18 protein-coding genes are annotated in these 20,719 nt (G+C 40.6%); 16 read left to right on the top strand and 2 right to left on the bottom strand.

Annotated features, from left to right (window positions below; genetic code table 11):
* Positions 1–80 precede the first annotated feature (80 nt).
* The 11 genes from MUO15_RS09825 (at position 81) to MUO15_RS09775 (ending at position 11,813) form a co-directional block, all read left to right on the top strand.
* Positions 81–1,397, top strand: coding sequence for a CitMHS family transporter (locus tag MUO15_RS09825; RefSeq protein ID WP_245035469.1), 1,317 nt, complete (start codon positions 81–83; stop codon positions 1,395–1,397).
* A 23-nt stretch (positions 1,398–1,420) separates the two neighbouring features.
* Positions 1,421–1,819 carry an AtuA-related protein gene (locus MUO15_RS09820; RefSeq protein ID WP_245035467.1) on the top strand — a complete coding sequence of 133 codons (399 nt, stop codon included), beginning with the start codon at positions 1,421–1,423 and terminating at the stop codon, positions 1,817–1,819.
* Positions 1,806–3,158 carry an acyclic terpene utilization AtuA family protein gene (locus tag MUO15_RS09815; protein ID WP_245035465.1) on the top strand — a complete coding sequence of 451 codons (1,353 nt, stop codon included), beginning with the start codon at positions 1,806–1,808 and terminating at the stop codon, positions 3,156–3,158. Before MUO15_RS09820 ends, MUO15_RS09815 begins: the two co-directional genes overlap by 14 nt.
* 59 nt (positions 3,159–3,217) lie before the next feature.
* Positions 3,218–4,564, top strand: coding sequence for an acyclic terpene utilization AtuA family protein (locus tag MUO15_RS09810; protein ID WP_318036215.1), 1,347 nt, complete (start codon positions 3,218–3,220; stop codon positions 4,562–4,564).
* Positions 4,561–4,863: an AtuA-related protein gene (locus tag MUO15_RS09805; RefSeq protein WP_245035463.1), complete on the top strand. Its 303-nt coding sequence runs from the start codon at positions 4,561–4,563 to the stop codon at positions 4,861–4,863. The genes MUO15_RS09810 and MUO15_RS09805 overlap by 4 nt, the downstream gene beginning before the upstream one ends.
* 376 nt (positions 4,864–5,239) lie before the next feature.
* Positions 5,240–6,253 carry a tripartite tricarboxylate transporter substrate binding protein gene (locus MUO15_RS09800; RefSeq protein WP_245035461.1) on the top strand — a complete coding sequence of 338 codons (1,014 nt, stop codon included), beginning with the start codon at positions 5,240–5,242 and terminating at the stop codon, positions 6,251–6,253.
* Between the two features lie 55 nt (positions 6,254–6,308).
* Entirely contained in the window at positions 6,309–6,740 is a 432-nt protein-coding gene (locus MUO15_RS09795; RefSeq protein ID WP_245035951.1) for a tripartite tricarboxylate transporter TctB family protein, read from the top strand.
* A 13-nt stretch (positions 6,741–6,753) separates the two neighbouring features.
* Complete coding sequence (locus MUO15_RS09790; protein WP_245035459.1) at positions 6,754–8,232, top strand: tripartite tricarboxylate transporter permease; 1,479 nt, start codon at positions 6,754–6,756, stop codon at positions 8,230–8,232.
* Between the two features lie 36 nt (positions 8,233–8,268).
* The gene (locus tag MUO15_RS09785) at positions 8,269–8,919 is read left to right on the top strand and encodes a GntR family transcriptional regulator (RefSeq protein WP_245035457.1); all 651 of its coding nucleotides are present in this window, start codon (positions 8,269–8,271) and stop codon (positions 8,917–8,919) included.
* A gap of 17 nt (positions 8,920–8,936) precedes the next feature.
* Positions 8,937–10,277 (top strand): MmgE/PrpD family protein, encoded by a 1,341-nt coding sequence (locus tag MUO15_RS09780; protein WP_245035455.1) that lies wholly within the window; start codon positions 8,937–8,939, stop codon positions 10,275–10,277.
* A 114-nt stretch (positions 10,278–10,391) separates the two neighbouring features.
* Positions 10,392–11,813 carry an SLC13 family permease gene (locus MUO15_RS09775; protein ID WP_245035453.1) on the top strand — a complete coding sequence of 474 codons (1,422 nt, stop codon included), beginning with the start codon at positions 10,392–10,394 and terminating at the stop codon, positions 11,811–11,813.
* A gap of 207 nt (positions 11,814–12,020) precedes the next feature.
* On the opposite strand, the gene MUO15_RS09770 is transcribed toward MUO15_RS09775, so the two are convergent.
* The gene (locus MUO15_RS09770; protein ID WP_245035451.1) at positions 12,021–12,788 is read right to left on the bottom strand and encodes a TerC family protein; all 768 of its coding nucleotides are present in this window, start codon (positions 12,786–12,788) and stop codon (positions 12,021–12,023) included.
* Between the two features lie 467 nt (positions 12,789–13,255).
* Between MUO15_RS09770 and MUO15_RS09765 the strand changes: the two genes are divergently transcribed.
* The 4 genes from MUO15_RS09765 to MUO15_RS09750 all read left to right on the top strand — a co-directional run bounded on the left by MUO15_RS09765 (position 13,256) and on the right by MUO15_RS09750 (position 18,830).
* Positions 13,256–14,629 carry an MFS transporter gene (locus MUO15_RS09765; RefSeq protein ID WP_245035449.1) on the top strand — a complete coding sequence of 458 codons (1,374 nt, stop codon included), beginning with the start codon at positions 13,256–13,258 and terminating at the stop codon, positions 14,627–14,629.
* Between the two features lie 403 nt (positions 14,630–15,032).
* Entirely contained in the window at positions 15,033–16,652 is a 1,620-nt protein-coding gene (locus MUO15_RS09760) for a flavin-containing monooxygenase (protein ID WP_245035447.1), read from the top strand.
* A 57-nt stretch (positions 16,653–16,709) separates the two neighbouring features.
* Positions 16,710–17,639 carry an alpha/beta hydrolase gene (locus MUO15_RS09755; RefSeq protein ID WP_245035445.1) on the top strand — a complete coding sequence of 310 codons (930 nt, stop codon included), beginning with the start codon at positions 16,710–16,712 and terminating at the stop codon, positions 17,637–17,639.
* 273 nt (positions 17,640–17,912) lie between these two features.
* On the top strand, positions 17,913–18,830 hold the full coding sequence (locus MUO15_RS09750; RefSeq protein ID WP_245035443.1) for an aldo/keto reductase: 918 nt from the start codon (positions 17,913–17,915) through the stop codon (positions 18,828–18,830).
* 78 nt (positions 18,831–18,908) lie between these two features.
* Here MUO15_RS09750 and MUO15_RS09745 read toward each other — a convergent pair whose 3' ends face one another.
* A complete protein-coding gene (locus MUO15_RS09745) occupies positions 18,909–19,706 on the bottom strand; it encodes a C40 family peptidase (protein WP_245035441.1) in 798 nt (265 codons plus the stop codon).
* A 333-nt stretch (positions 19,707–20,039) separates the two neighbouring features.
* On the opposite strand from MUO15_RS09745, the gene fosM reads away from it, so the two are divergent.
* Positions 20,040–20,462 carry a FosM family fosfomycin resistance protein gene (fosM, locus tag MUO15_RS09740; RefSeq protein WP_245035439.1) on the top strand — a complete coding sequence of 141 codons (423 nt, stop codon included), beginning with the start codon at positions 20,040–20,042 and terminating at the stop codon, positions 20,460–20,462.
* The last annotated feature ends 257 nt before the right edge of the window (positions 20,463–20,719 follow it).

Here is a 20,719-nt window from a genome sequence, read left to right as displayed (position 1 = left end):
CTTGTTATAAGGCTCTTTTTCTTTGGCACACTTCTTGCATCGTATATAAGTGAAACTATTTCAAAATAAGGGGGAAAATCATGCTTGCTTTTTACGGTTTTTTAATCATTGCGATTTTGTTGTACCTCGTATTGACGAAGAAGACTTCGGTTCATTTTGCACTGGTCGTAGTTCCTACTGTCATTGCCCTGATCGCTGGGTTTGGCATTGGGGAACTTGGCGAGTTTATGGGAACCGGTATGGCTAACATTGCCATGACAGGTATTATGATTACTTTCGCTATTCTCTTCTTCGGAATCATGTTCGATGCCGGATTATTTGACCCATTGATTAATGGCGTCATTAAGTATGCCGGGGGAGATCCGGTTAAGATTGCAGTAGGTACAGCCATTATTGCTATGGCATCACATTTAGACGGTTCAGGATCTAGTACCTTCCTTATTACGATTTCAGCCCTACTGCCTGTTTACAAAGCATTAAAAATGAGCCCGTTAACGTTAGCGGTGATTGCTGCGTTAAGTGCCGGAACAATGAATTTGGTGCCATGGGGTGGGCCGACTTTAAGAGCGGCCACTGCGTTAAATGTAGATGTGATCGAACTTTATGCTCCGTTGATACCAGTACAAATCACTGGTTTGGTTTGCGTCTTGATAGCAGCTTTTTGGCTCGGTAAGCAAGAACGTAAACGCGTTGGGATTAGTGAGACAGCTGCAAGTGTGAACGCGGAGGAGTCGCATGATTCATTTGATCCGGAAAAAGGGTCAGATCATGAAAAATTCAAGCGTCCGAAAATGTTGATTCCAAATTTCCTTTTAACCATCGCGGTTATTGTGGTTTTGGTGATGGGGATTGTGCCTTTGGCCATTCCGTTTGTTATTGGGGTACCGCTAGCGTTAATGATGAATTATCGTAAGGTGGCGATGCAACAGGATCGGATTGAGGCGCATGCTCGTGGTGCGATCTACACCTCCTCAGTAATTTTTTCTGCCGGAATATTTACAGGTATCCTTGCAGGGACGGGAATGATCGAGGCGATGGCGAACACTTCGGCAGCTGCGATTCCAAGTGGATGGGGTCAGGCCCTGCCGGTTATTCTAGCTTATCTTTCGATGCCGCTAAGTCTCCTTTTTGACCCAGATTCCTTCTATTTTGGCGTACTACCTGTGTTGAGTGCGACAGCAGAAACATTTGGAGTTCAACCAGTAACAATGGGACGTGCAGCTATTTTAGGACAAATGACAGTTGGATTTCCAATAAGTCCACTGACAGGTTCTACATTTTTATTGATTGGCTTGGCGGGCGTGGATTTAGGGGATCTCCAGAAAAAGGCTATTCCGTTGGGCTTTGCGATTACTGCTATCATGGCAACTGTCGCATTATTTATGGGGCTGCTATAACCAGCTGGAAAGGAAGGCATAGTATGAAACGGGTTCAGTTAAGAGAGGTTGCGCATGCACGATCAGGTGAAAAGGGTGACACGGTCAATGTGTCAGTCATCGCTTATAAAGAAAAAGACTACGCAATCATAAAGGAACAGGTAACGATTGATGCTGTCCGTGAGCTCTACGGACCGATAACCAATGGAAACATTCAAAGATATGAAGCCCCCAACATTGGTGCCTTGAATTTTGTATTAGAAGGTGCGCTGGGAGGGGGCCGATCACGAACGCTGGCTTTTGATGAATCGGGGAAGTCCTTATCTTCCCGGGTTTTAACAATGCCTATTGAAGTAACAGATGATTACGTGACAAGAAGTGAGGATATGAAAAGCTCTCATTCAGGGATAAAAGAGGCGGTGGTTCATAGTGAAAAAGATTAAACTAGGAGCAGCCACTGGCTGGTCTAGAGATAGATTTGGACCAGCTGAGGATTTAGTCAAACATGGCAATCTGGATTACCTTTGCTTTGAATCGATGTCAGAAGTGACGATGAGCGAAGCGCAGGTGAAAAAAGTGGATGATCCAAATACGTCGGGTTACGATCCCTATTTAGTAGATCGTCTTGGTCCAATTTTAAAAGAATGTAAAGAGAAGGGAATTAAAATCATTTCGAACCAGGGGTGGATTAACCCTGAAGGGGCTGCAGAAAAGATTTTGGAAGTGGCTCAATCTCAAGGGATCAACAATCTTAAGGTAGCAGCGGTAAACGGCGGCATATTGACAGATAACATTACGGATCTAGCATTCGCATTTTTAGAAGACGGAGAATCCATTAGCGATTACAAGGATGATATTGTTTCTGCTGAAGCGTACCTTGGTGCTGAAGGAATCGTTGATGCGTTAAAAAATGAAGCGGACGTTATTGTTACGACAAGGGTAGGGGATGCTTGTCTTTATCTTGGTCCGCTAGCTTATGAGTTTGATTGGGACTTCGATCATTACGATGCCATTGCAAAAGGAATGGTCGTTGGTCACTTAATGGAATGTGCTTGTCAAATTACCGGGGGATATTTTTCAGATCCAGGATATAAGCATGTGCCAAATCCTGGCGAGTTAGGCCACCCAATTGCGGAAGTCAGTGAAGATAAAATCTACATTACGAAGCTATCAAATACCGGTGGCGTTGTCTCAACGGAAACGTGTAAGGAGCAGCTTTTATATGAGGTACAGGATCCCGCTAATTATCTTTGTCCAGATGTTGTAGCTGATTTTACGAAGGTCAGCTTTCTTGATGCCGGGAAAGATCGTGTCGAGGTGATTTGCCATGAAGGGGTTGGCCGTCCCAAAACCGGTGCGTTAAAAGTTCTGGTGGGTTTAAAGGAAGGCTATCTTGCTGAAGAAATGATGTTGTTTGCTGGACCAGGTGCAAGAGAAAGATCGGAAGTGGCTAAGTCAATTTTAATTAATCGGTTTGAACAAATTTCTCTTAGGCCTAAAGAAATGAGATGGGATTATTTAGGAGTGAACAGTGTACATCGTGAGGCCTCTTCGTCTCTTGAGGAAACACCTTACGAACTTATTTTACGTGTGGCATTAAAAACGGAGTCTTTACATGATGCAGAAAAATTACGTAAAGAAATCGATCCAATGGCTGTGAATGGTCCGTCTGGTACAGGGAAATGGGGCCCGATGGGGAATCGAGTTCGGCCAATTATCGGGCTGCGTTCCGTGTTAGTCCCGGAGGAAGAAGCACCGACAGCTGTTGTATATAGGGAATAAATTAGATGCTTTTCAAATCGATTAGTAAGAACAAAGATGAACGCGAAAAGAGGGATTGAATGATGTTAAGAATCGGATCAGGTGCTGGATTTTCGGGTGACCGTATAGAGCCGGCAGAGGTTTTATTAAAACACGCAGATTTAGATTATCTAGTTTTAGAATGTTTAGCTGAACGTACAATTGCACTTGCGCAACAACGTAAACTACATGAGGATAGTGGCGGTTATGATCCTTTGCTGGAAAAAAGGATACGAAAACTACTGCCGTTACTTTTAGAAAAAGATGTTCGCTTAGTTACAAACATGGGAGCTGCAAATCCAATCGCCGCAGCAGAAAAAATACTCGAAATCGCAAAAGAATTGAACCTGTCTTGTAAAGTGGCAGCTGTAACCGGGGATGATGTTCTTGATCAACTCGACTTAAATGCAATTCCTTGGGAAACGAATCGTCCAATTTCTGAATGTGGCTCGATTATTTCGGCGAACGCTTACCTTGGAGTTGAAGCATTACTACCGGCCCTTGAGTCTGATGCGAATATTGTTATTACGGGCAGAGTGGCTGACCCTTCTCTCTTTCTTGCGCCGCAAGTTCACCATTTTGGATGGTCATTAGAGGACTATAACAAATTAGGCCAGGGGCTGGTGACAGGCCATCTGCTTGAATGTTCAAGTCAGATTAGTGGGGGATACTTTGCCGATGCTCATAACAAAGAGGTACCTGATCTTGTAAACATTGGGTTTCCTTTTGCCACGATCGATGCTGATGGCCGTGCCGTCATTTCAAAGGTGGAAGGGACGGGTGGGCTTATTGACTTAAGAACGGTTAAAGAGCAGTTGTTATACGAAGTCCATGATCCAGCTGAATACAAGACCCCCGACGTTATAGTCGACTTTTCAACTGTCCAGTTACAGGAGGTAGGGAAAAATCAGGTTGAGGTATTAAACGGTAGCGGTAAGGAACGTCCTCAGTCTTTGAAAGTTTCTGTTGGCTATCATGCGGGCTATTTAGGAGAAGGAGAGATCTCTTATGCGGGTACAAGTGCGTTAACCCGTGCAGAAATAGCAGGGGAGATTTTGAAGAAGCGCCTAATAGATGACTTTCCAAATTTACGGATTGATTTTATCGGATTATCATCTGTCCATCGAACACATTTTAATGGCTCAACTCCATATGAAGTAAGGCTCCGTGCCGCCGGGTATCATGATTCCGAACAAATGGCGAGATTAATAGGGGAGGAAGTAGAAGCCTTGTACTTAAATGGACCGGCAGCTGGTGGAGGAGCTCGAAAGAAAGTCACTGAATCTATAGGTGTTCTTTCCACCTTGATTAACAGAGAAAAAGTGCAGGCAGAGGTTTATTTCAATGAATGGATAAAGGGTGAAGAGAGGAGTGGAGCTACAAATTGAAGCTATTCGAGATTGCACATAGTCGCGCCGGAGACAAAGGAGATATTCTGAGCCTATCTCTCATTCCTTATGAAGAAAAGAATTTTGAAAAGTTATGTGAAAAGGTCACACCGGAAGCAGTGAAGAATCATTTGAAAGATGTTGTTCAAGGGGAGGTGGTTCGTTATGAACTACCTAATATTAAAGCATTAAATTTTGTTTGTTATCAAAGCTTGCTTGGTGGAGTCACGACTTCGCTTGCTATGGACACTCATGGAAAAACTTTGAGCAGTGCGTTACTAGAGATGGAGATTGATTAAATCGATCGCATTAGGGTTTTGGGAGGTAATCACATCGATTAAACTGATAGGGAAGTATTGTATGAATAAGAAAGTTTTAGTGTTATAGAAATTGATTTATACTCTATTAACTTTTAACTGCCCATGCATTCTTGACCACCAAGGATGCATGGGCAGTTTGTAGTTAAAGCTAAAAAAATTAGTTCCTCGTTAATGGTATACCAAATTTAATTTAAAATACAGGTGATCAAATGTGAATAACATTCAAAAACAATCAATTAGCGCCTTTTATAAAGGGTTTTAAGTAATTTTCAACCAATTAAAATTATTTTAAGTATTGTAATTGTTTAGTTAATGGTATACAATCCTAATTAACAAGAGGAAAGGGGAGATCTAGATGAAAATCTGTAAGCGCTTTAAGGGTATTTTCTTATTTACATTAGTATTAATTCTGGCAGCATGTTCATCAACAACAACGGGAGAGGGTGCATCTGAAAGCTCAGATGGGGAAGGTAGTGGATATCCTAATAAGGAAATAAAAATAATTGTTCATACGAGTCCCGGGGGTCCTACAGATACAATGGTTCGTAAATTGGCGACAGAAGCAGAGCCTATTCTAGGGCAATCTATAATAGTAGAAAACAAGAAAGGCGGTAGTGGTGCAGCACAAATGGCCGCTCTCCAGTCCGGTGATTCGGAAGGCTATACCTTGGCATCAATTACACCGACCCATGTGGGAGCTTGGAACAGCAATTTAAAGGGGCAGTTTAGTCCAGAAGATTTTGCATTTGTCACAAGAGTACAGTTGGATCCTTACATCCTAGCTGTTAATGCGGATAGTGAGTTTAAAACACTTGGTGATTTAGTTGATTATATGAAAGCGCATCCAGGTGAAATCAAAGTAGGTGGATATGGAGCAGTAGGGTCCGGACATAATGTGGCTTGGAATATATTCGCTGATACTGCTGGTGTTGAAGGTACATGGACGAATTACGGGAGCACAAGTGACGCAGTAACTGCTTTGTTGGGCAATCATGTTGACGTGGCAAATTCTAATCCGGGGAAAGTTATGCAATATGTTGAGTCTGGGGAGCTAAGGGTGCTAGGGGTCTTTAACGAGGAAAGACTAGAGTCATTGCCTGAAGTTCCAACTTATGAAGAAGCTGGTTTCGATGCAAATGTTGATTGGGCTCAATTTAGAGGTATTTATACAAATGGTGATGTACCGGAAGAGGTTTTACAAAAATTAAGTGAGGCCTTTGAGGAAGCGATGAACACTGATGAGTTCAAGAAGTTTTTAAAAGAATCTAAGACAGAATATGGGTACATGGATTATAAAGAGTTTACTGATTTTATAAATAAACAGATGGAGGTTAATAACGATTGGCTCAATAAATTGGGAATAAAGTAATTAATTGTTGGGGGCCTAAAAGTCCCCTTCTAGAAAGAGGTGAGAAAAGTTGAGAATGCAGACGGGTAATCTAGTATTAGGAACAATTTCAATCATATTTGCCCTATGTTTTTTTATAGGTGCACAACAATTTCCGGAGGCAGTAAATAAAGCAGGTGTCGGCCCCGCTGCCTTCCCCAAAGCTATTTCAATTCTGGTGATTATCTTTTCCGTTACGATCATTCTAAACTCACTATTTAACAAAGCCAACGACAGTAGAATAGTAGTTAAGAGGTTTGGCAATATCCTTATGTCAGTTGGATCTATCATAGCGTTTGTAGTATTGATTCCGATTTTGGGTTTTTACATTTCGACGGCTATTTTTTTTCCTGTTCTATTATTCTTAGCAAGTGAAACAAACTGGAAGTCGATTGTAATGACCACACTAATTTTTGAGCTTTTTGCATTTGGAATGTTTGATCAATTACTAGGAGTGCCTTTACCGTAAAGGGGGATTTTACATGATAGAAGGTATGTTAACTGGTTTTTCACATGTTTTTCAACTATCACACTTTCTTGGACTTCTTATTGGTATTGCAATAGGATATTTTATTGGATCGATGCCCGGCTTAACTCCTAGTATTGGGATTGCGTTAATCATTCCATTTACGTTTACAATGGACCCTGTAATGGCAATGATCATTATCACGTCTCTTTATATGGCTGCTGAATACGGGGGAGGGATAACAGCTATTCTGTTAAATGCTCCTGGGACGCCTGCTGCGGCTGCTACAGCTTTTGACGGGTATGAGTTAACGAAAAAAGGGGAAGCGGGAAAAGCATTAACTATTTCAATTATTGCCTCGGCAATCGGTGCTCTTAGTAGTTCAGTCTTACTGGTTTTTACCGCTGTCCCTATGGCAAGTTTTGCCTTAGAATTTGGGCCGACAGAGTATTTTGCTTTGGCAGTATTTGGTCTAAGCTTAGTGGCTTCTTTGAGTCAAGAGTCCCTTTTAAAAGGGATGCTAAGCATGTTGCTGGGACTTTTAATAGTTACGATTGGCTTAGATCCTGTAATGGGAACTCCGAGGTTTGTCTTTACCAATGGTCTGTTTGAAGGGGTGCCATTTTTACCTGCATTAATTGGCTTGTTTGCGCTCTCTGAAGTACTGTATATGTTGGAGGATGTAAAAGAAAAGCCTGCTAAGTCAGAAAAACTGAAGGGGATTGGAGCACCATTTAGTTTATTTAAAAAAATGTGGGCCACATTAGTCCGTGCACCACTTCTGGGTTATTTTATCGGAGTTATACCTGGAGCAGGAACAACAATTGCCTCCCTAGTCAGTTATAATGAAGCGAAAAGGGTTTCCAAAACTAAGGATACTTTTGGCAAAGGGAATCCTGAAGGGATAGCAGCCTCAGAGGGTGCAAATAATGCAGCTGTGTCTGGCGCATTTGCGCCCCTGTTAGCTCTGGGTATCCCGGGTTCTGCTAGTGCCGCTATTATTATCGGTGCGTTGACTATTCAAGGCATACAACCTGGTCCAATGTTGTTCACAGACAATCCCGAAATACCTTACTCAATATTTGCTACACTATTTGTTGGAGTGCCCATTATGACCCTTGTTGGGCTTGGTGGTGCACGTCTATGGGTAAAAGTAGTCCTTATTCCTAAAAGGATTCTTGCTGTATTTGTAGCAGGTATATGTATTCTAGGGGCATTCGCTTACAGCAATACAATGTTCCCGGTGTGGATTATGGTTACCTTTGGAATATTAGGGTATATTTTGAGGAAATGTAATGTGCCTACAACACCAATGGTTTTATCTTTAGTATTAGGATTTATGATGGAAACAAATTTCCGAAGAGCAATGACGGTCAGTGGTGGGGATTACTCGTTTTTCTTTCAACGACCTATTACTGTAATATTGCTAGCTGTTTCAATAATAACCCTTGTTTTACCAATTATACAGAAAACAAGAAGCAGAAAAAATAAATAGAGTTTACGATAGCTTCACGGGGTGCTTCTCTAAAAAATGGAAAAAGATATGAAAACAGATAAAGTGTTCCAATATATATATGACGGTATAAAGACTGCAGAATTTCCTCCTGGAAAAATGCTGACAGAGAGAGGGATTGTTAAAAAACTTGGTGTAAGTAGAACACCTGTCCGTGAAGCATTGAGACGGCTAGAGAAATATGGGCTAGTCGAGTCTGAACCACACAAAGGTGTTAAAGTAATTTCGATGACAAAAGACCGTATTAAACATTTATATCAGGTTAGAGAAGTACTTGAAGGACTAGGTGCCAGGTTATTAGCTGAAAATAGAGATGAAGAAGCTATTTCTGTGCTAAATAATCTTCTAGCTGATGCGGAGGAGGCCGTAAAGGTTGGGGATATAGATACACTTTCCACAATCAATAGTAATTTTCATATGGAAATAGCAAGAATCTCAGGGAATAGTTACTTAATAAATGTTCTGACAACTTTACAATCACATATTCAACTTGTAATGGTAACATCACTATCAAACAAAAATCGGCCTCCCCAGAACTTGAAAGAACATCGGATGATTGTGGATGCAATTGAAAGCTGGGATCCTGAATTAGCAGAAGCAGTAATTAAGTCACATGTTCGTAAATCTTATAATAAAGCTTTGCAAAAACTAAAAATAAATGAGGATTAAGAAATGGAGAGGTTATGATGGAAACAAGAACTTTGGTTAAAAACGTTTTAAATACTACGTATGAGGAAATTCCTTCTTCTGTTGTGGAACATGCGAAAAAAAGCATTCAAAATTGGATGGGTGTTGCAATAGGGGCTGCCTATCACGAATCCATGGATATGGTACTAGAACTAAAAGAAGACTTAAATTCTGGAGAGCAAGTTTCAGTATTGGGTAGGCCTGAAAAGGTGGATCTGCTGCTGGCTTCCTTAACAAACGGAATGTCATCCCACATTTTCGACTTTGATGACACACATTTAGATACAATCCACCATCCAAGTGGTCCTATTGCTCCAGTGGTATTTGCACTTGGGGAACACTATGATTTAGAGCCAAAAGAGTTGATTAGAGCATTTGTATTGGGGTGCGAAGTTGAATTAAGAATCAGTAATGCAGTATATCCATCCCATTATAGCTTAGGCTGGCATATTACAAGTACTGCTGGTGTATTTGGAGCAGCAGCTGCCGCAGGGATTCTATTAAAGTTCGATGAGGAACAAATGTTACATGCACTCGGTTTAGCGGGAACACAATCAAGTGGCTTAAGAGAAATGTTTGGTACAATGACAAAACCATTTCACCCAGGAAAGGCTGCCCAAAATGGGTTGTTAGCTGCTCTATTAGCGAAGAAGGGCTTTACAAGTTCTAAGCAGGTATTAGAGGCTAAAAGAGGCTTTGCTTCTGTATTAGCGCCAGAATATAACCTTGATCGTATTAATGAAAATTGGGGCACACAATGGGAGCTGCTTAAAAATGCATTTAAACCTTATGCATGTGGTATTGTACTACATCCATCCATCGACGCATGTATCAAGTTAAGAGATTACGCAAGTGTAAAGGATGTAAAAGAAATTGAGGTAACTGTAAACCCATACGTTCTTGAGCTAACTGGAAAGCCTGAACCTCAGACAGGGTTAGAGGGTAAATTTAGCATTTATCACTCAGCAACTGTTGGATTTTTAGAAGGCGATGCAGGTGAGGACCAATATAAAGATGAAGTTGTTCTGCGTCCCGATGTTGTTTCATTCCGTTCTAAAGTAAAGCCGACTGTTGATCCAAACATGCAAGAAGATGAAGCAACTGCCAAGTTAACATTAATTAATGGAGAAGAGCACACTGTAAAAATTGAACATGCAACAGGAAGCATTGAAAATCCGATGACACAAGAGCATCTAGATACTAAATTTAGTAAACTTACCCAACCAATTATTGGTGCTGAGAATGGAAAGAAGGTTATTGAAAAGGTAGGAAACTTTGAAAACCTTTCCTCAATTAAAGAAGTTATTGAGCTATGTACTAGTAAAAATATACTGGTTTAAATGGATGATTTATTTTCGGTAAAAACCTTGATGAAAGTCAAGGTTTTTACTTATTTTTGGCTAATAAGTAAGGAAAACCTTTCTAATATTAGTTGAGGGTAAGGTGGCATTATGATGAATGCAGATAAGCACAAAAAGCAAACAGTTAAGTGGATGGTTATTTTTTTAGCATTACTGTTGATCTTGGTCGCGGATGTTGTTCCACGTGAAAATGTGGCCAGCGATAAAGAGTGGACTACTCTGGCTATTCTACTATTTGCGATCACTTTATGGTTTACGGAAGTGATCCCAGCTGCCGTAACCAGCATGGTCGTTATTGTGTTATACCCGTTGCTTGATGTAATAACGTTTGAAGAAGCAGCACAAGGATTAGGAAACGAAATTATCTGGTTAGTCTTGTCAATGCTTATAATGGCAGCCGCAGTAAAAAAAACTAATTTAGATAAGCGAATTGCCTTTTTTATACTTTCCCTTTCCTATGGCAGGATAAGGTTAATTTTATTAAATTTTATCATCTTGGCATTTCTACTAACATTCATTATTCCAAACGCAATAGGTAGACTAAGTGTTTTACTTCCGATTGGTATTAGCTTTATTAAAGCATTTGAGAATGAATTAGAGGTTAATTTCTCAAAATCGATCATTCTAATTATTACGTTTGTTCCCTATTTGTCTACTATTAGTATTTTAACAGGCGCAGGAGGTTCTATATACGCTGCTAGTTTATTTGAATCAATGCTCAATTATGAATGGTCCTACTTACATTGGATGATTGTGATGACCCCAATTTCTTTACTTATACTTCTGTTTTTTTGGTTGTTATTACTTTGGCTCTTCCCGGTAAAGCTGGAAAAATTAAAGGGTATAAATTATTATCTCGAAGAAGAAAAAAGTAGGTTGGGTGATGTGACGGCTTCTGAAAAGAAATTAGGGGTACTGTATAGTCTTCTTATTATTTTATGGGTAACAAAAGAGATCCATCATATTCCAATTTCAATGTCGGCTGTCCTTATATGTATAATGTTGTTTGTTCCGGGATTCAATATCATTAAGTGGGAAGAGGCTAAAAATGGTGTGAATTGGGGAGTTCCGCTATTATTCGCTGCTGGTTTTACGATAGCTTTTGCACTTCAAACAAGCGGGGTTGTTGTATCGATTACCACACTAGTTGAGGAGCATCTCAAAAACATCCCTAATTTAGTCCTACCGTTAATTCTTATGCTTATATTTGTTGCTATTCGAATCGTCTTTACAAATTACACTGCTATGGTGGCATCACTATTACCTGTTGCACTTACTTTCGCAAATGGCAGCCCACTTAATCCAGTATGGTTAGGAATGATTTGTGTTGTGGCTAGTAGTACTTCTTATTTATTCCCCTCACAATCGATTGGAAATATGATGACATATTCACTCGGGTACTATAATGGGAGGGATATGTTTGTTGTAGGGAGTGTTTTAACAAGTACCATCATAATTATAACCTTATTGCTTGCTTTATTTTATTGGCCTTTAGTGGGGATTACTATGTATTAATGCAAGGTCAACTAGCAATTGTTCTAACAATTTGTCTTTGTCTGGAACTGTGTAGGGGATGTGTGAGGGTTTAGTGAAAAAGTTTAGTTATGTTAAAGGACCGGATAGCAACATTAGCGACGTTATTAGATCATTATAATTCAAAAAATCCTGACCATAAACAGCTTAGGTCAGGATTTTTGCTATATTCAATTTTGGAGAATTTCTCTAATTTGAATACTCTTTCTGAGAAGAGCCCTTATCTGAGAGAAACCATCCTCCTGCTGCGATAATGATCAAAACGGACCAGAAAATAATTGTCCAGCCGGTGCTGTGTGAAAATGATTCGGGTAAGATACCGACGTTATGATGAGAAAGTGTAATAATAGCAAGTTTTACGCCGACCCATGTAACAATCATGTAGGCAGTCGTTTCTAAGCCAGGACGTTTCTCAAGAAGTTGCACAAACCAGGTTGCTGCGAATTTAATTAATACTAGTCCTGCTATAGTTGCAGTAACGATAACAATATATTGCCCACCATCCATTCCTCCGAACTTAGGTAGTGGTGTTGCTGGCAAAGTGACAGCAAGTGCTACGGCGGCAAGGATTGAGTCAATGGCAAAGGCAACGTCAGCTACGCCAATCTTTGCTACTGTAGGCCAAAAACCAGATCCTGCCTTATTTTCATCTTCCTCGTGTTCTTTTTTCGAAACAAAGAACGTTGCATAAACATGTTTTACGCCTAGATAAATGAGGTAGGCTGCACCAATTGCCTGAACTTGCCAAACACCTGCCACAAATGAAATAAGAAAGATGGCAGCGAATCGAAAAATGAATGCCATGAGGATACCATAGTCAATGGCGCGTTTCTTTTGTTCATCAGGTAAGTGCTTTGCTATTACCGCGAGAACAAGAGCGTTATCAGCTGAGAGTATCCCCTCTAGACCGATGAGTACTAATAATGTCCAACCATATTCAAGCCATATTGAGTCCACTAAATTTTCCCCTTTCATGATGCCAATAAAATAGCTGCCTGTACGAGTTATAGAGTTATACTGGTATAGACCGCAAAAAAGCAAGACCTCTACCGTCCACGATGGCAAAGGTCTTGCTAACAATACTGTAAGTTGCCAGTATTGCCGAGAGTAATAAAATTCACTCTGTAATAACGACAATCACTGTTAAAGCTACTCCCTTTGAAATTCTATGTTTAGTTAATCACGTTACCAATTATAAGTCAATCCATTCTCTCGTTTTCATCTTGGAAAGAGATAGTGTATTTTTACTTTCGATGTGGATAGAACTCTTTCTCAAATGATAGAATACTAGAATTGTTGATCTGTGATGAGAAATAAAGCTTTTCCCAAATCACTTTTCTGGATTTTTACCGGTTGGGCTGTTTATGATATTCAAGTAGGCTTGCAAATAATAAGAAAAGGAGAGGTCGAAGGAAGTGACAACAATGGCTGAACAACTAAGTGTAGAACAAAATCTAACGAAGTCAGAAAAAAAGAAGATCATCTTCCTGATGTGTTCTGTCTTATTATTTTCTGTTATGAATGGAACCATGTTCATGATTGCCGTACCTGATATTGCAACATCTTTTTCCCTTTTGCCTTCACAGGTTAGCTGGGTTGTAACAGGATATATCATTCTTTATGCAATCGGTGCATTGATGTATGGGAAATTAGCTGATATATACCCTTTGAAAACGTTATTGACGATTGGACTTAGCTTGTTTGCAGCTGGTTCGATTTTGGGCTTTTTTTCACCAAATTTTTTGATGGTTGTCTTTTCACGCATGATTCAAGCAATGGGGGCTTCTTCCATTGTTGCCTTGGCTTTTATTGTCCCATCAAGATATTTTCCGGAAGAAAAGGGTAGAGTATTAGGCATTGTCTCGAGTACAATGGCCTTCGCCTCTGGTATTGGACCAGTGATCGGAGGTTTTGTCGCTGGTGCCCTGAATTGGCAATTTTTATTTTTAATTTCTGCACTCGTTTTAATTACCATTCCTTTTTTTCGAATCTGGATGCCTGAAGAGGAGAAGAAGGAAGGAAAAGTTGATATTCTAGGCGCTGTATTTATCGCTATAGCGGTAGCTGCTCTCATTCTCTTTATTACATTGTTTACTTGGTGGTACATCCTTATAAGCATCATGTTCTTTAGTTTGTTTGCGTGGAGAATATTCAACAGTGACAATCCGTTTATCCGGCCGGACTTGTTTCGAAACGCTCCTTACCGAACAACCATTATCGCTGGATTTTTTGCGATCATGACAATGTTTGGCATGATGTTTATGATGCCTCTTATGTTAAGTGAGGTTAACGGATTAAATACGCTATTTATAGGTCTTACTTTATTTCCTGGTGCAATGGCTGCTGCTTTTATGGGTAGATGGGCTGGGATTTTAACCGATAAGCGGGGCAGTAAGCAAGTAGTCTTTATTGCTTTTGCACTTATGATTATTGGCTTCTTCCTGTTATCCACCTTTATTGGAAGTCCTGCTTGGGTTATAAGTATAGTGATCATTATAAGCTATATCGCTTTTCCTTTTATCCAGACGGCCACTGCAAATTTGATCTCAACTGTTTTGCCCAGAAATGAAATAGGTGTAGGGATGGGGGTCTATAACCTATTCAATTTTATGTCAGGTGCATTTGGTGGAGCGGTTATCGGGAAAATATTAGACTACGAAACTGACATGAAGTTGAATCCTTTTTCCATTTCCCAGGATCACGAGATTATCTATAGCAATGTCTTCATAGGTCTTGTTGTGTTGACGATTTTAAACGGCTTTTTCTTTTACTTTGCTTTTAAAAAGTTAAGGGTTTAATTCATTGAGGCTGTTATTTTTTGTCCTTGACTAATTTTAATAAAATCACTGTATTGATAGTAAAAGATTGGACGAATTTTACGAACAACGGAGTTCGTATGTATTTTAGGTTCAGAAGTGAGTAAGCTTTTTCTAAAAAGAATGGCATTTCTCTAGCAAGCATTTAAAAGTGAATACCCCTGAAGTAAAGCCAGTGCGATGATGCACTGGCTTTTAGTATTTAAAAGATTTAACATTTGAATTCTAATAAGATAATAGTAGGCCCCTCGCTCTAAAAAGAAGGGGCCTTTTGCCATGTCGAGGTTATCATTTAAGTTCTTAGAATAGATCTCTTTTCATATATTGAATCAAGAATTCTTTTTGAGTGCCCACATTAAAGGAAGAGATTAAAGGAGGGAGTCAAATGTCATCCTCACGAGAACCTCAAAAGCAAGTGGATGCAGTCGTTATTGGCGCTGGGTTTTCTGGTATGTACATGCTTCACCGTTTGCGCGAGGCTGGTTTATCTACCCGTGTGTATGAAGCAGCTGATGGCGTCGGTGGTGTATGGTATTGGAACCGTTATCCTGGAGCGCGATGCGATTCAGAGAGTGTCTACTATAATTACAGCTTCTCTGAAGAACTTTTTAAAGAATGGGAGTGGTCTTCTAGGTATCCGGAGCAGCCTGAGATTTTGCGTTACCTTAATTATGTCGCGGACAAGTTTGAGTTGCGTCCGGATATTCAGTTTAATACGCGCGTTAGTTCGGCCATATACGAGGAAGAGTCAAATCGATGGCAGATTCAAACAGATACAGGGGAGAGTGTGTCAGCTAAATACTTTATTACCGGAGTCGGCTGTATTTCTACGGCCAATGTTCCGAATATAAAAGGTCTTGATTCTTTTGAAGGTGATTGGTATCACACGGGTCACTGGCCCCATGAAAAAGTAGATTTCACCGGGAAACGCGTCGGAGTCATCGGGACAGGCTCCAGTGGGATACAATCAATCCCCGCCATCGCGAAAGAAGCGGCTCACCTTACCGTTTTTCAGCGAACCCCGCAGTACAGTGTGCCAGCGAGAAATCATGCATATACACAAGAGTTCGTTGATGAGGTGAAAGAAAACTACAGTAAGATTAGAAGGCAGATGCAGGAATCCGCGGCTGGTTTGCGTTTTATCCACGGGGAACGGTCAGTGCTAGAGGATACGCCGGAAGAACGTCGCCGGGTATTGCAGGAAGGCTGGGATAAAGGCGGTTGGGAGATTTTATTTGCCTATAACGATCTCCTGATGAATGAGGAAGCAAATGAACTTGTTGCTGAGTTTATACGTGAGAAAATACGTGAAACCGTTGATGACCCTGAAACAGCGGAGAAACTCACCCCTTCCAGTTACTACGGAACAAAGCGTGCTATCGTAGATACCGAGTATTTCGAAACGTATAACCGGAAAAATGTCCGCTTAGTGGATGTGAAGGAAGCACCGATTCAAGAGATTACTTCTAAAGGAATTCGTACAGCTGATGATGAGTATGAGCTAGATGCCCTCGTATTTGCGACAGGATTTGATGGAATGACAGGATCCCTTTTCAAAATAGATATTCGTGGTAGAGATGACGTTTCCTTAAAAGGAAAATGGGAAAATGGAGCCAAAACGAAAACGTACCTCGGATTGACCACGGCAGGTTTTCCGAATATGTTCATGCTTACAGGACCGGAAAGCCCTTCTGTGTTAGGGAATATGCCGGCAACCATTGAGCAGCATGTAGAATGGGTCACGGATTGCATTGAGCATTTGCGCGAAAACAAAGTGGATGTAATCGAAGCAGAAGATCGAGCTGAAGAGGACTGGAGCAAACACTGTAAAGAATTGGCGGATGCGACGCTTTATACAAAGACGGACTCTTGGTATACAGGAGCAAACATTTCTGGGAAAGCGCGTGGATTTCCGATTTATGTAGGGGGTTATGGCCCTTATCGTCAAATTTGTGATGAAGTAACGGCTAAAGGCTACGAAGGATTCTCTTTAAAAAAAGTATGATTAACAGCATTTTTGAAAGCGCTAACAATATATTAAAAATATAGGGAGGCAGTTACCATGGGTCTTGACCCTCAAGCGAAGTTTATTTTAGAACAAATGGAAGCAGCAGGTGAACCGCCGATGCATGAACAAACACCAGAAGAAGCAAGGGAATCCGCGGATTTTTCCCTTTTGGCAGGAGAACCCGAAGAAGTAGAAAAAGTGGAGAACCGAACGATTCCAGGTCCTGGGGGAAATATTCCAGTACGAATTTATACACCAGAGGGACAAGGACCTTTTCCAGCGTTAGTTTTTTACCACGGTGGTGGCTGGGTGATTGGAGATCTTGATACAGTCGATGTCCCTTGCCGTCTCCTTGCTAATCGAAGTAGTTGTGTCGTCATTTCGGTTGATTATCGATTGGCACCAGAATATAAATTCCCTGCAGCCGCTGACGATGCTTACGCGGTGGCGAAATGGACCGTGGAGAACGGGGCATTGATTCAAGTAGACGGCGAACGTGTAGCGGTGGGGGGAGATAGTGCCGGCGGAAATCTCGCGGCTGTCGTTTCATTAATGGCTCGAGATAAAAATGATATTTCATTAGCTTATCAACTGTTGATTTATCCCGTCACCAATCATTCGTATGACACACGATCTTACCGGGAGAATGCCGATGGTTATCTCTTAACAAAAGATTCAATGGAGTGGTTCTGGAACCATTATTTACGGAACGAGGAAGATGGTAAAAATCCTTACGCATCTCCATTGCTAGCTGATGATTTGAGTGGACTACCGCCGGCGCTCGTTGTTACTGCAGGGTTCGATCCACTGCGTGATGAAGGAGAAGCCTATGCGGAGCGCTTGAAAGAAGCCGGTGTCTCTATCGAAGCAAAGCGTTATGATGGAATGATTCATGGGTTTTTCTGGATGCCAGGAGTCTTAGACCAAGGAAAAGAATGCATAGATAAGGCTGCTTCTGCTTTGAAACGAGCTTTTGAGAAATAGGATAGGCTTATAGTAAAAACACTTCCCGATCGGAAGTGTTTTTTACTTTTGTAAACTTGCGAGATTAAAGAGTTTATTCTGGGGTATATTTTAGGAAGGTTAATACAAGGAATAATTGAGAGTTAAAATAGACAGGATGTAAGATAAGATTAAGTTTCTCTTAGTCTCAGAATCTTATTTTCTCGTGTTAGTTCCTTTTATTCCATAAACAATGGGAAAGACTTTAATAATTTATGGTAGCATTAAGCTATCGATTAAAAAGGGGTGCTATTTTTGAAAAGAATCAAATTAGGCAACAGTGAATTAGAAGTTGGAGAAATTTCATTGGGTTGTATGCGGATGAACGAACTCGATAAAAAAGAGGCGGGCTACGTGATTGAGAATGCATTGGACGTTGGGGTTGATTTATTCGACCATGCTGATATTTATGGCAAAGGAAAGTCAGAGGAAGTTTTTTCGAATGCGATTGACATGAATGACGATGTTCGGGAAAAAATGAAACTGCAGACAAAATGCGGGATTCGAGAGGGGCTCTTTGATTTTTCCAAAGAACATATTCTCGAGTCTGTTGAAGGCAGTCTTCGACGATTGAAAACCGATTACATTGACAGTTTGCTGCTTCATCGCCCGGATGCATTAGTTGAACCGGAAGAGGTGGCGGAAGCTTTTACTACATTAAAAGAAAGCGGAAAGGTACGCCATTTTGGTGTGAGTAACCAGAATCCGATGCAAATGGAATTGCTGAACAAGTATCTGAAACAGGACTTGATCGTGAATCAATTGCAGTTGAGTATCGTACATACTCCAATGATCGATGCGGGATTCAATGTGAACATGCAGAACGACCCGGCGGTTGTCCGAGATAGTAATGTTCTCGAATACTGTCGCTTAAATGATATCACCGTACAAGCGTGGTCACCGTTCCAGCACGGTATGATCGAAGGGCCATTTGTTGGGAATAAAGAGTTCCCGGAAGTAAATGCGAAACTGCAGGAACTTGCTGAGAAAAAAGGTGTAACTGATTCTGCCATTGCGATCGCTTGGATTTTACGCCATCCTGCGACGATTCAGCCGGTTGTCGGCACAATGAATCAGGAACGTTTAAGGGACATTGCGAAAGCTTCTGACATTGAACTAACAAGAAAAGAATGGTATGAACTCTATCTCGCTGCAGGAAACGAATTGCCTTAGGTTGTTGGTAATCAGTCAATTTCCATAAAAATAACTTAAAAGCCAGTGCACGGTGCACTGGCTTTTAGTTCTTCTTACTTATTTAAAGGATTTGACACCTAGATAATGGTTTTGCCAATAGTCTATACTAAGATCAGCTATGACCACACCTTCACTGCCCGCATGAATCATTTGGTTGTTACCAATATAAATCCCGCTGTGGGAAGCTCCAGATGTATCATATGTACCCTCGAAGAATACAACATCGCCAATGCTTGGAGAATCGACGGTTACCCCATCATTTTGCCACATCCCACTTTCGGTTCTTGATAAATCCACGCCAACCTGGTCAAATACGTAATTGATGAAACCGCTGCTATCAAAGCCGCTTGGTGTTGTGCCGCCCCATACATATGGCGTTCCAAGTACGCTTTTTGCAACAGAAACAATATCGGACTGCTGGGCTGGTGTATTAGAAGCTGTCTCGTTGGTCGTAGATTCGTTGGATGCTAAGTTATCCGCTGATAACGCTGCAAATGTTTTTTGACCAACTAGGCCGTCCACTTTAAGCCCGTGATCAGCTTGGAAATTTCGCACCGCATCTTCTGTAATGGGGCCAAAAATCCCGTCAAGGTTATAGGTATAATAACCATGATCTTTCAGCTCTGATTGTACAGCTTTTACCTTATCCCCCTGATCTCCTTTTTTTAGTAAAGATGTCTCAGAAAGTGATACTCGCTGCTCGCTTTGGGCACCACTGCTGGAATTATTTTGATCAACAGAAGTTGAATTAGCATAAGCAAAAACACTTCCACTTAAAACCGGTGTAAATGCAAGAGTGGTTACCAATGCGGAAGAGATCATATATTTTCTTACAGTATAACTTGACTTTGTCATAAAAAATCCTCCTCAAGAAAGATCTGAAATTAGTCTGAAAGATGACGGGTTAAAAACGATGATGCAGCCGGACAGTTTAGACACTACTTGATAAAATCCGGGATTATTCGATTTATTTCGCCAAATTTCAAACTAGACCTAGTTTAACAGACAAACCTAGTTAATAGATTGCATCGAGATTAAGGTTCGATAATAGTTCTTTTACAATGGAGAAGAACGATATAGAGGGGCCAATCATGATCGTAGAGGATATTGTCGTTGGGAAGACTTTTTTAAAATTGGATTTTATCTATATGATGGGAATAGTAACTAAACTAATGTTGAGGTGATAGAATGACTGTGAATGGCGTAAACCACTTTCTGTTTTCTGTTTCTGACCTTGAGAAGTCTATCAAGTTTTATCAAGATGTTTTTGATGCAGAGCTATTAGTTGAGGGGAAGACCACTGCCTATTTTGATTTAAATGGATTGTGGCTTGCCTTAAATGAAGAAAGTGATATTCCGCGTAACGAAATATCCCTTTCCTATACACACATTGCTTTTTCAATTGAGGAAAAAGATTTTGAAAAGATTTATGAAAAACTTGAGGGTTTGAATGTGAATATCTTATCTGGTCGGCCAAGAGATCGAAAAGATAGAAAGTCGATTTACTTTACGGATCCAGATGGTCACAAATTTGAGTTTCACACAGGTTCATTGCAGGACAGATTAAACTATTGTAAAGAAGATAAACCCCATATGAAGTTTTATGATTAACGATGGAGACGTTCCGTAATACGGTCGGGCCATATTATTGAGTAATACATTGTGAGAATGACGAAAATATGGTTCTTCTCAAAGCTAAGACCTGATATTTGAGAATCCTAACTAGTTATTTAAGAATCGTCAGTCGTTATTTAAGAATCCTCTCATGTTATTTAAGAGTCTCTGTGGAAACACCCCACTAAAAGAGCGTGCCCTTAAAAAGCTTTTAGACCTCCAAACGAATACACCCCATAATTTATCGCATCTTC

Origin of the sequence: Halobacillus amylolyticus (assembly GCF_022921115.1) — a bacterium.
In the GTDB taxonomy this organism is placed as follows: Bacteria; Bacillota; Bacilli; order Bacillales; family Halobacillaceae; genus Halobacillus_A; species Halobacillus_A amylolyticus.
Note: the sequence above shows the minus strand (reverse complement) of the source record. Positions and strands in the feature narration are given on the sequence as shown.

Coding starts and splice junctions, on each gene's coding strand:
- MUO15_RS09760 (WP_245035447.1), top strand. CDS start 15,033: ATGTCATCCTCACGAGAACCTCAAAAGCAAGTGGATGCAGTCGTTATT.
- MUO15_RS09780 (WP_245035455.1), top strand. CDS start 8,937: ATGGAAACAAGAACTTTGGTTAAAAACGTTTTAAATACTACGTATGAG.
- MUO15_RS09825 (WP_245035469.1), top strand. CDS start 81: ATGCTTGCTTTTTACGGTTTTTTAATCATTGCGATTTTGTTGTACCTC.
- MUO15_RS09800 (WP_245035461.1), top strand. CDS start 5,240: ATGAAAATCTGTAAGCGCTTTAAGGGTATTTTCTTATTTACATTAGTA.
- MUO15_RS09745 (WP_245035441.1), bottom strand. CDS start 19,706: ATGACAAAGTCAAGTTATACTGTAAGAAAATATATGATCTCTTCCGCA.
- MUO15_RS09820 (WP_245035467.1), top strand. CDS start 1,421: ATGAAACGGGTTCAGTTAAGAGAGGTTGCGCATGCACGATCAGGTGAA.
- MUO15_RS09765 (WP_245035449.1), top strand. CDS start 13,256: ATGGCTGAACAACTAAGTGTAGAACAAAATCTAACGAAGTCAGAAAAA.
- MUO15_RS09785 (WP_245035457.1), top strand. CDS start 8,269: ATGGAAAAAGATATGAAAACAGATAAAGTGTTCCAATATATATATGAC.
- MUO15_RS09810 (WP_318036215.1), top strand. CDS start 3,218: ATGATGTTAAGAATCGGATCAGGTGCTGGATTTTCGGGTGACCGTATA.
- MUO15_RS09755 (WP_245035445.1), top strand. CDS start 16,710: ATGGGTCTTGACCCTCAAGCGAAGTTTATTTTAGAACAAATGGAAGCA.
- MUO15_RS09790 (WP_245035459.1), top strand. CDS start 6,754: ATGATAGAAGGTATGTTAACTGGTTTTTCACATGTTTTTCAACTATCA.
- MUO15_RS09775 (WP_245035453.1), top strand. CDS start 10,392: ATGAATGCAGATAAGCACAAAAAGCAAACAGTTAAGTGGATGGTTATT.
- fosM (WP_245035439.1), top strand. CDS start 20,040: ATGACTGTGAATGGCGTAAACCACTTTCTGTTTTCTGTTTCTGACCTT.
- MUO15_RS09795 (WP_245035951.1), top strand. CDS start 6,309: ATGCAGACGGGTAATCTAGTATTAGGAACAATTTCAATCATATTTGCC.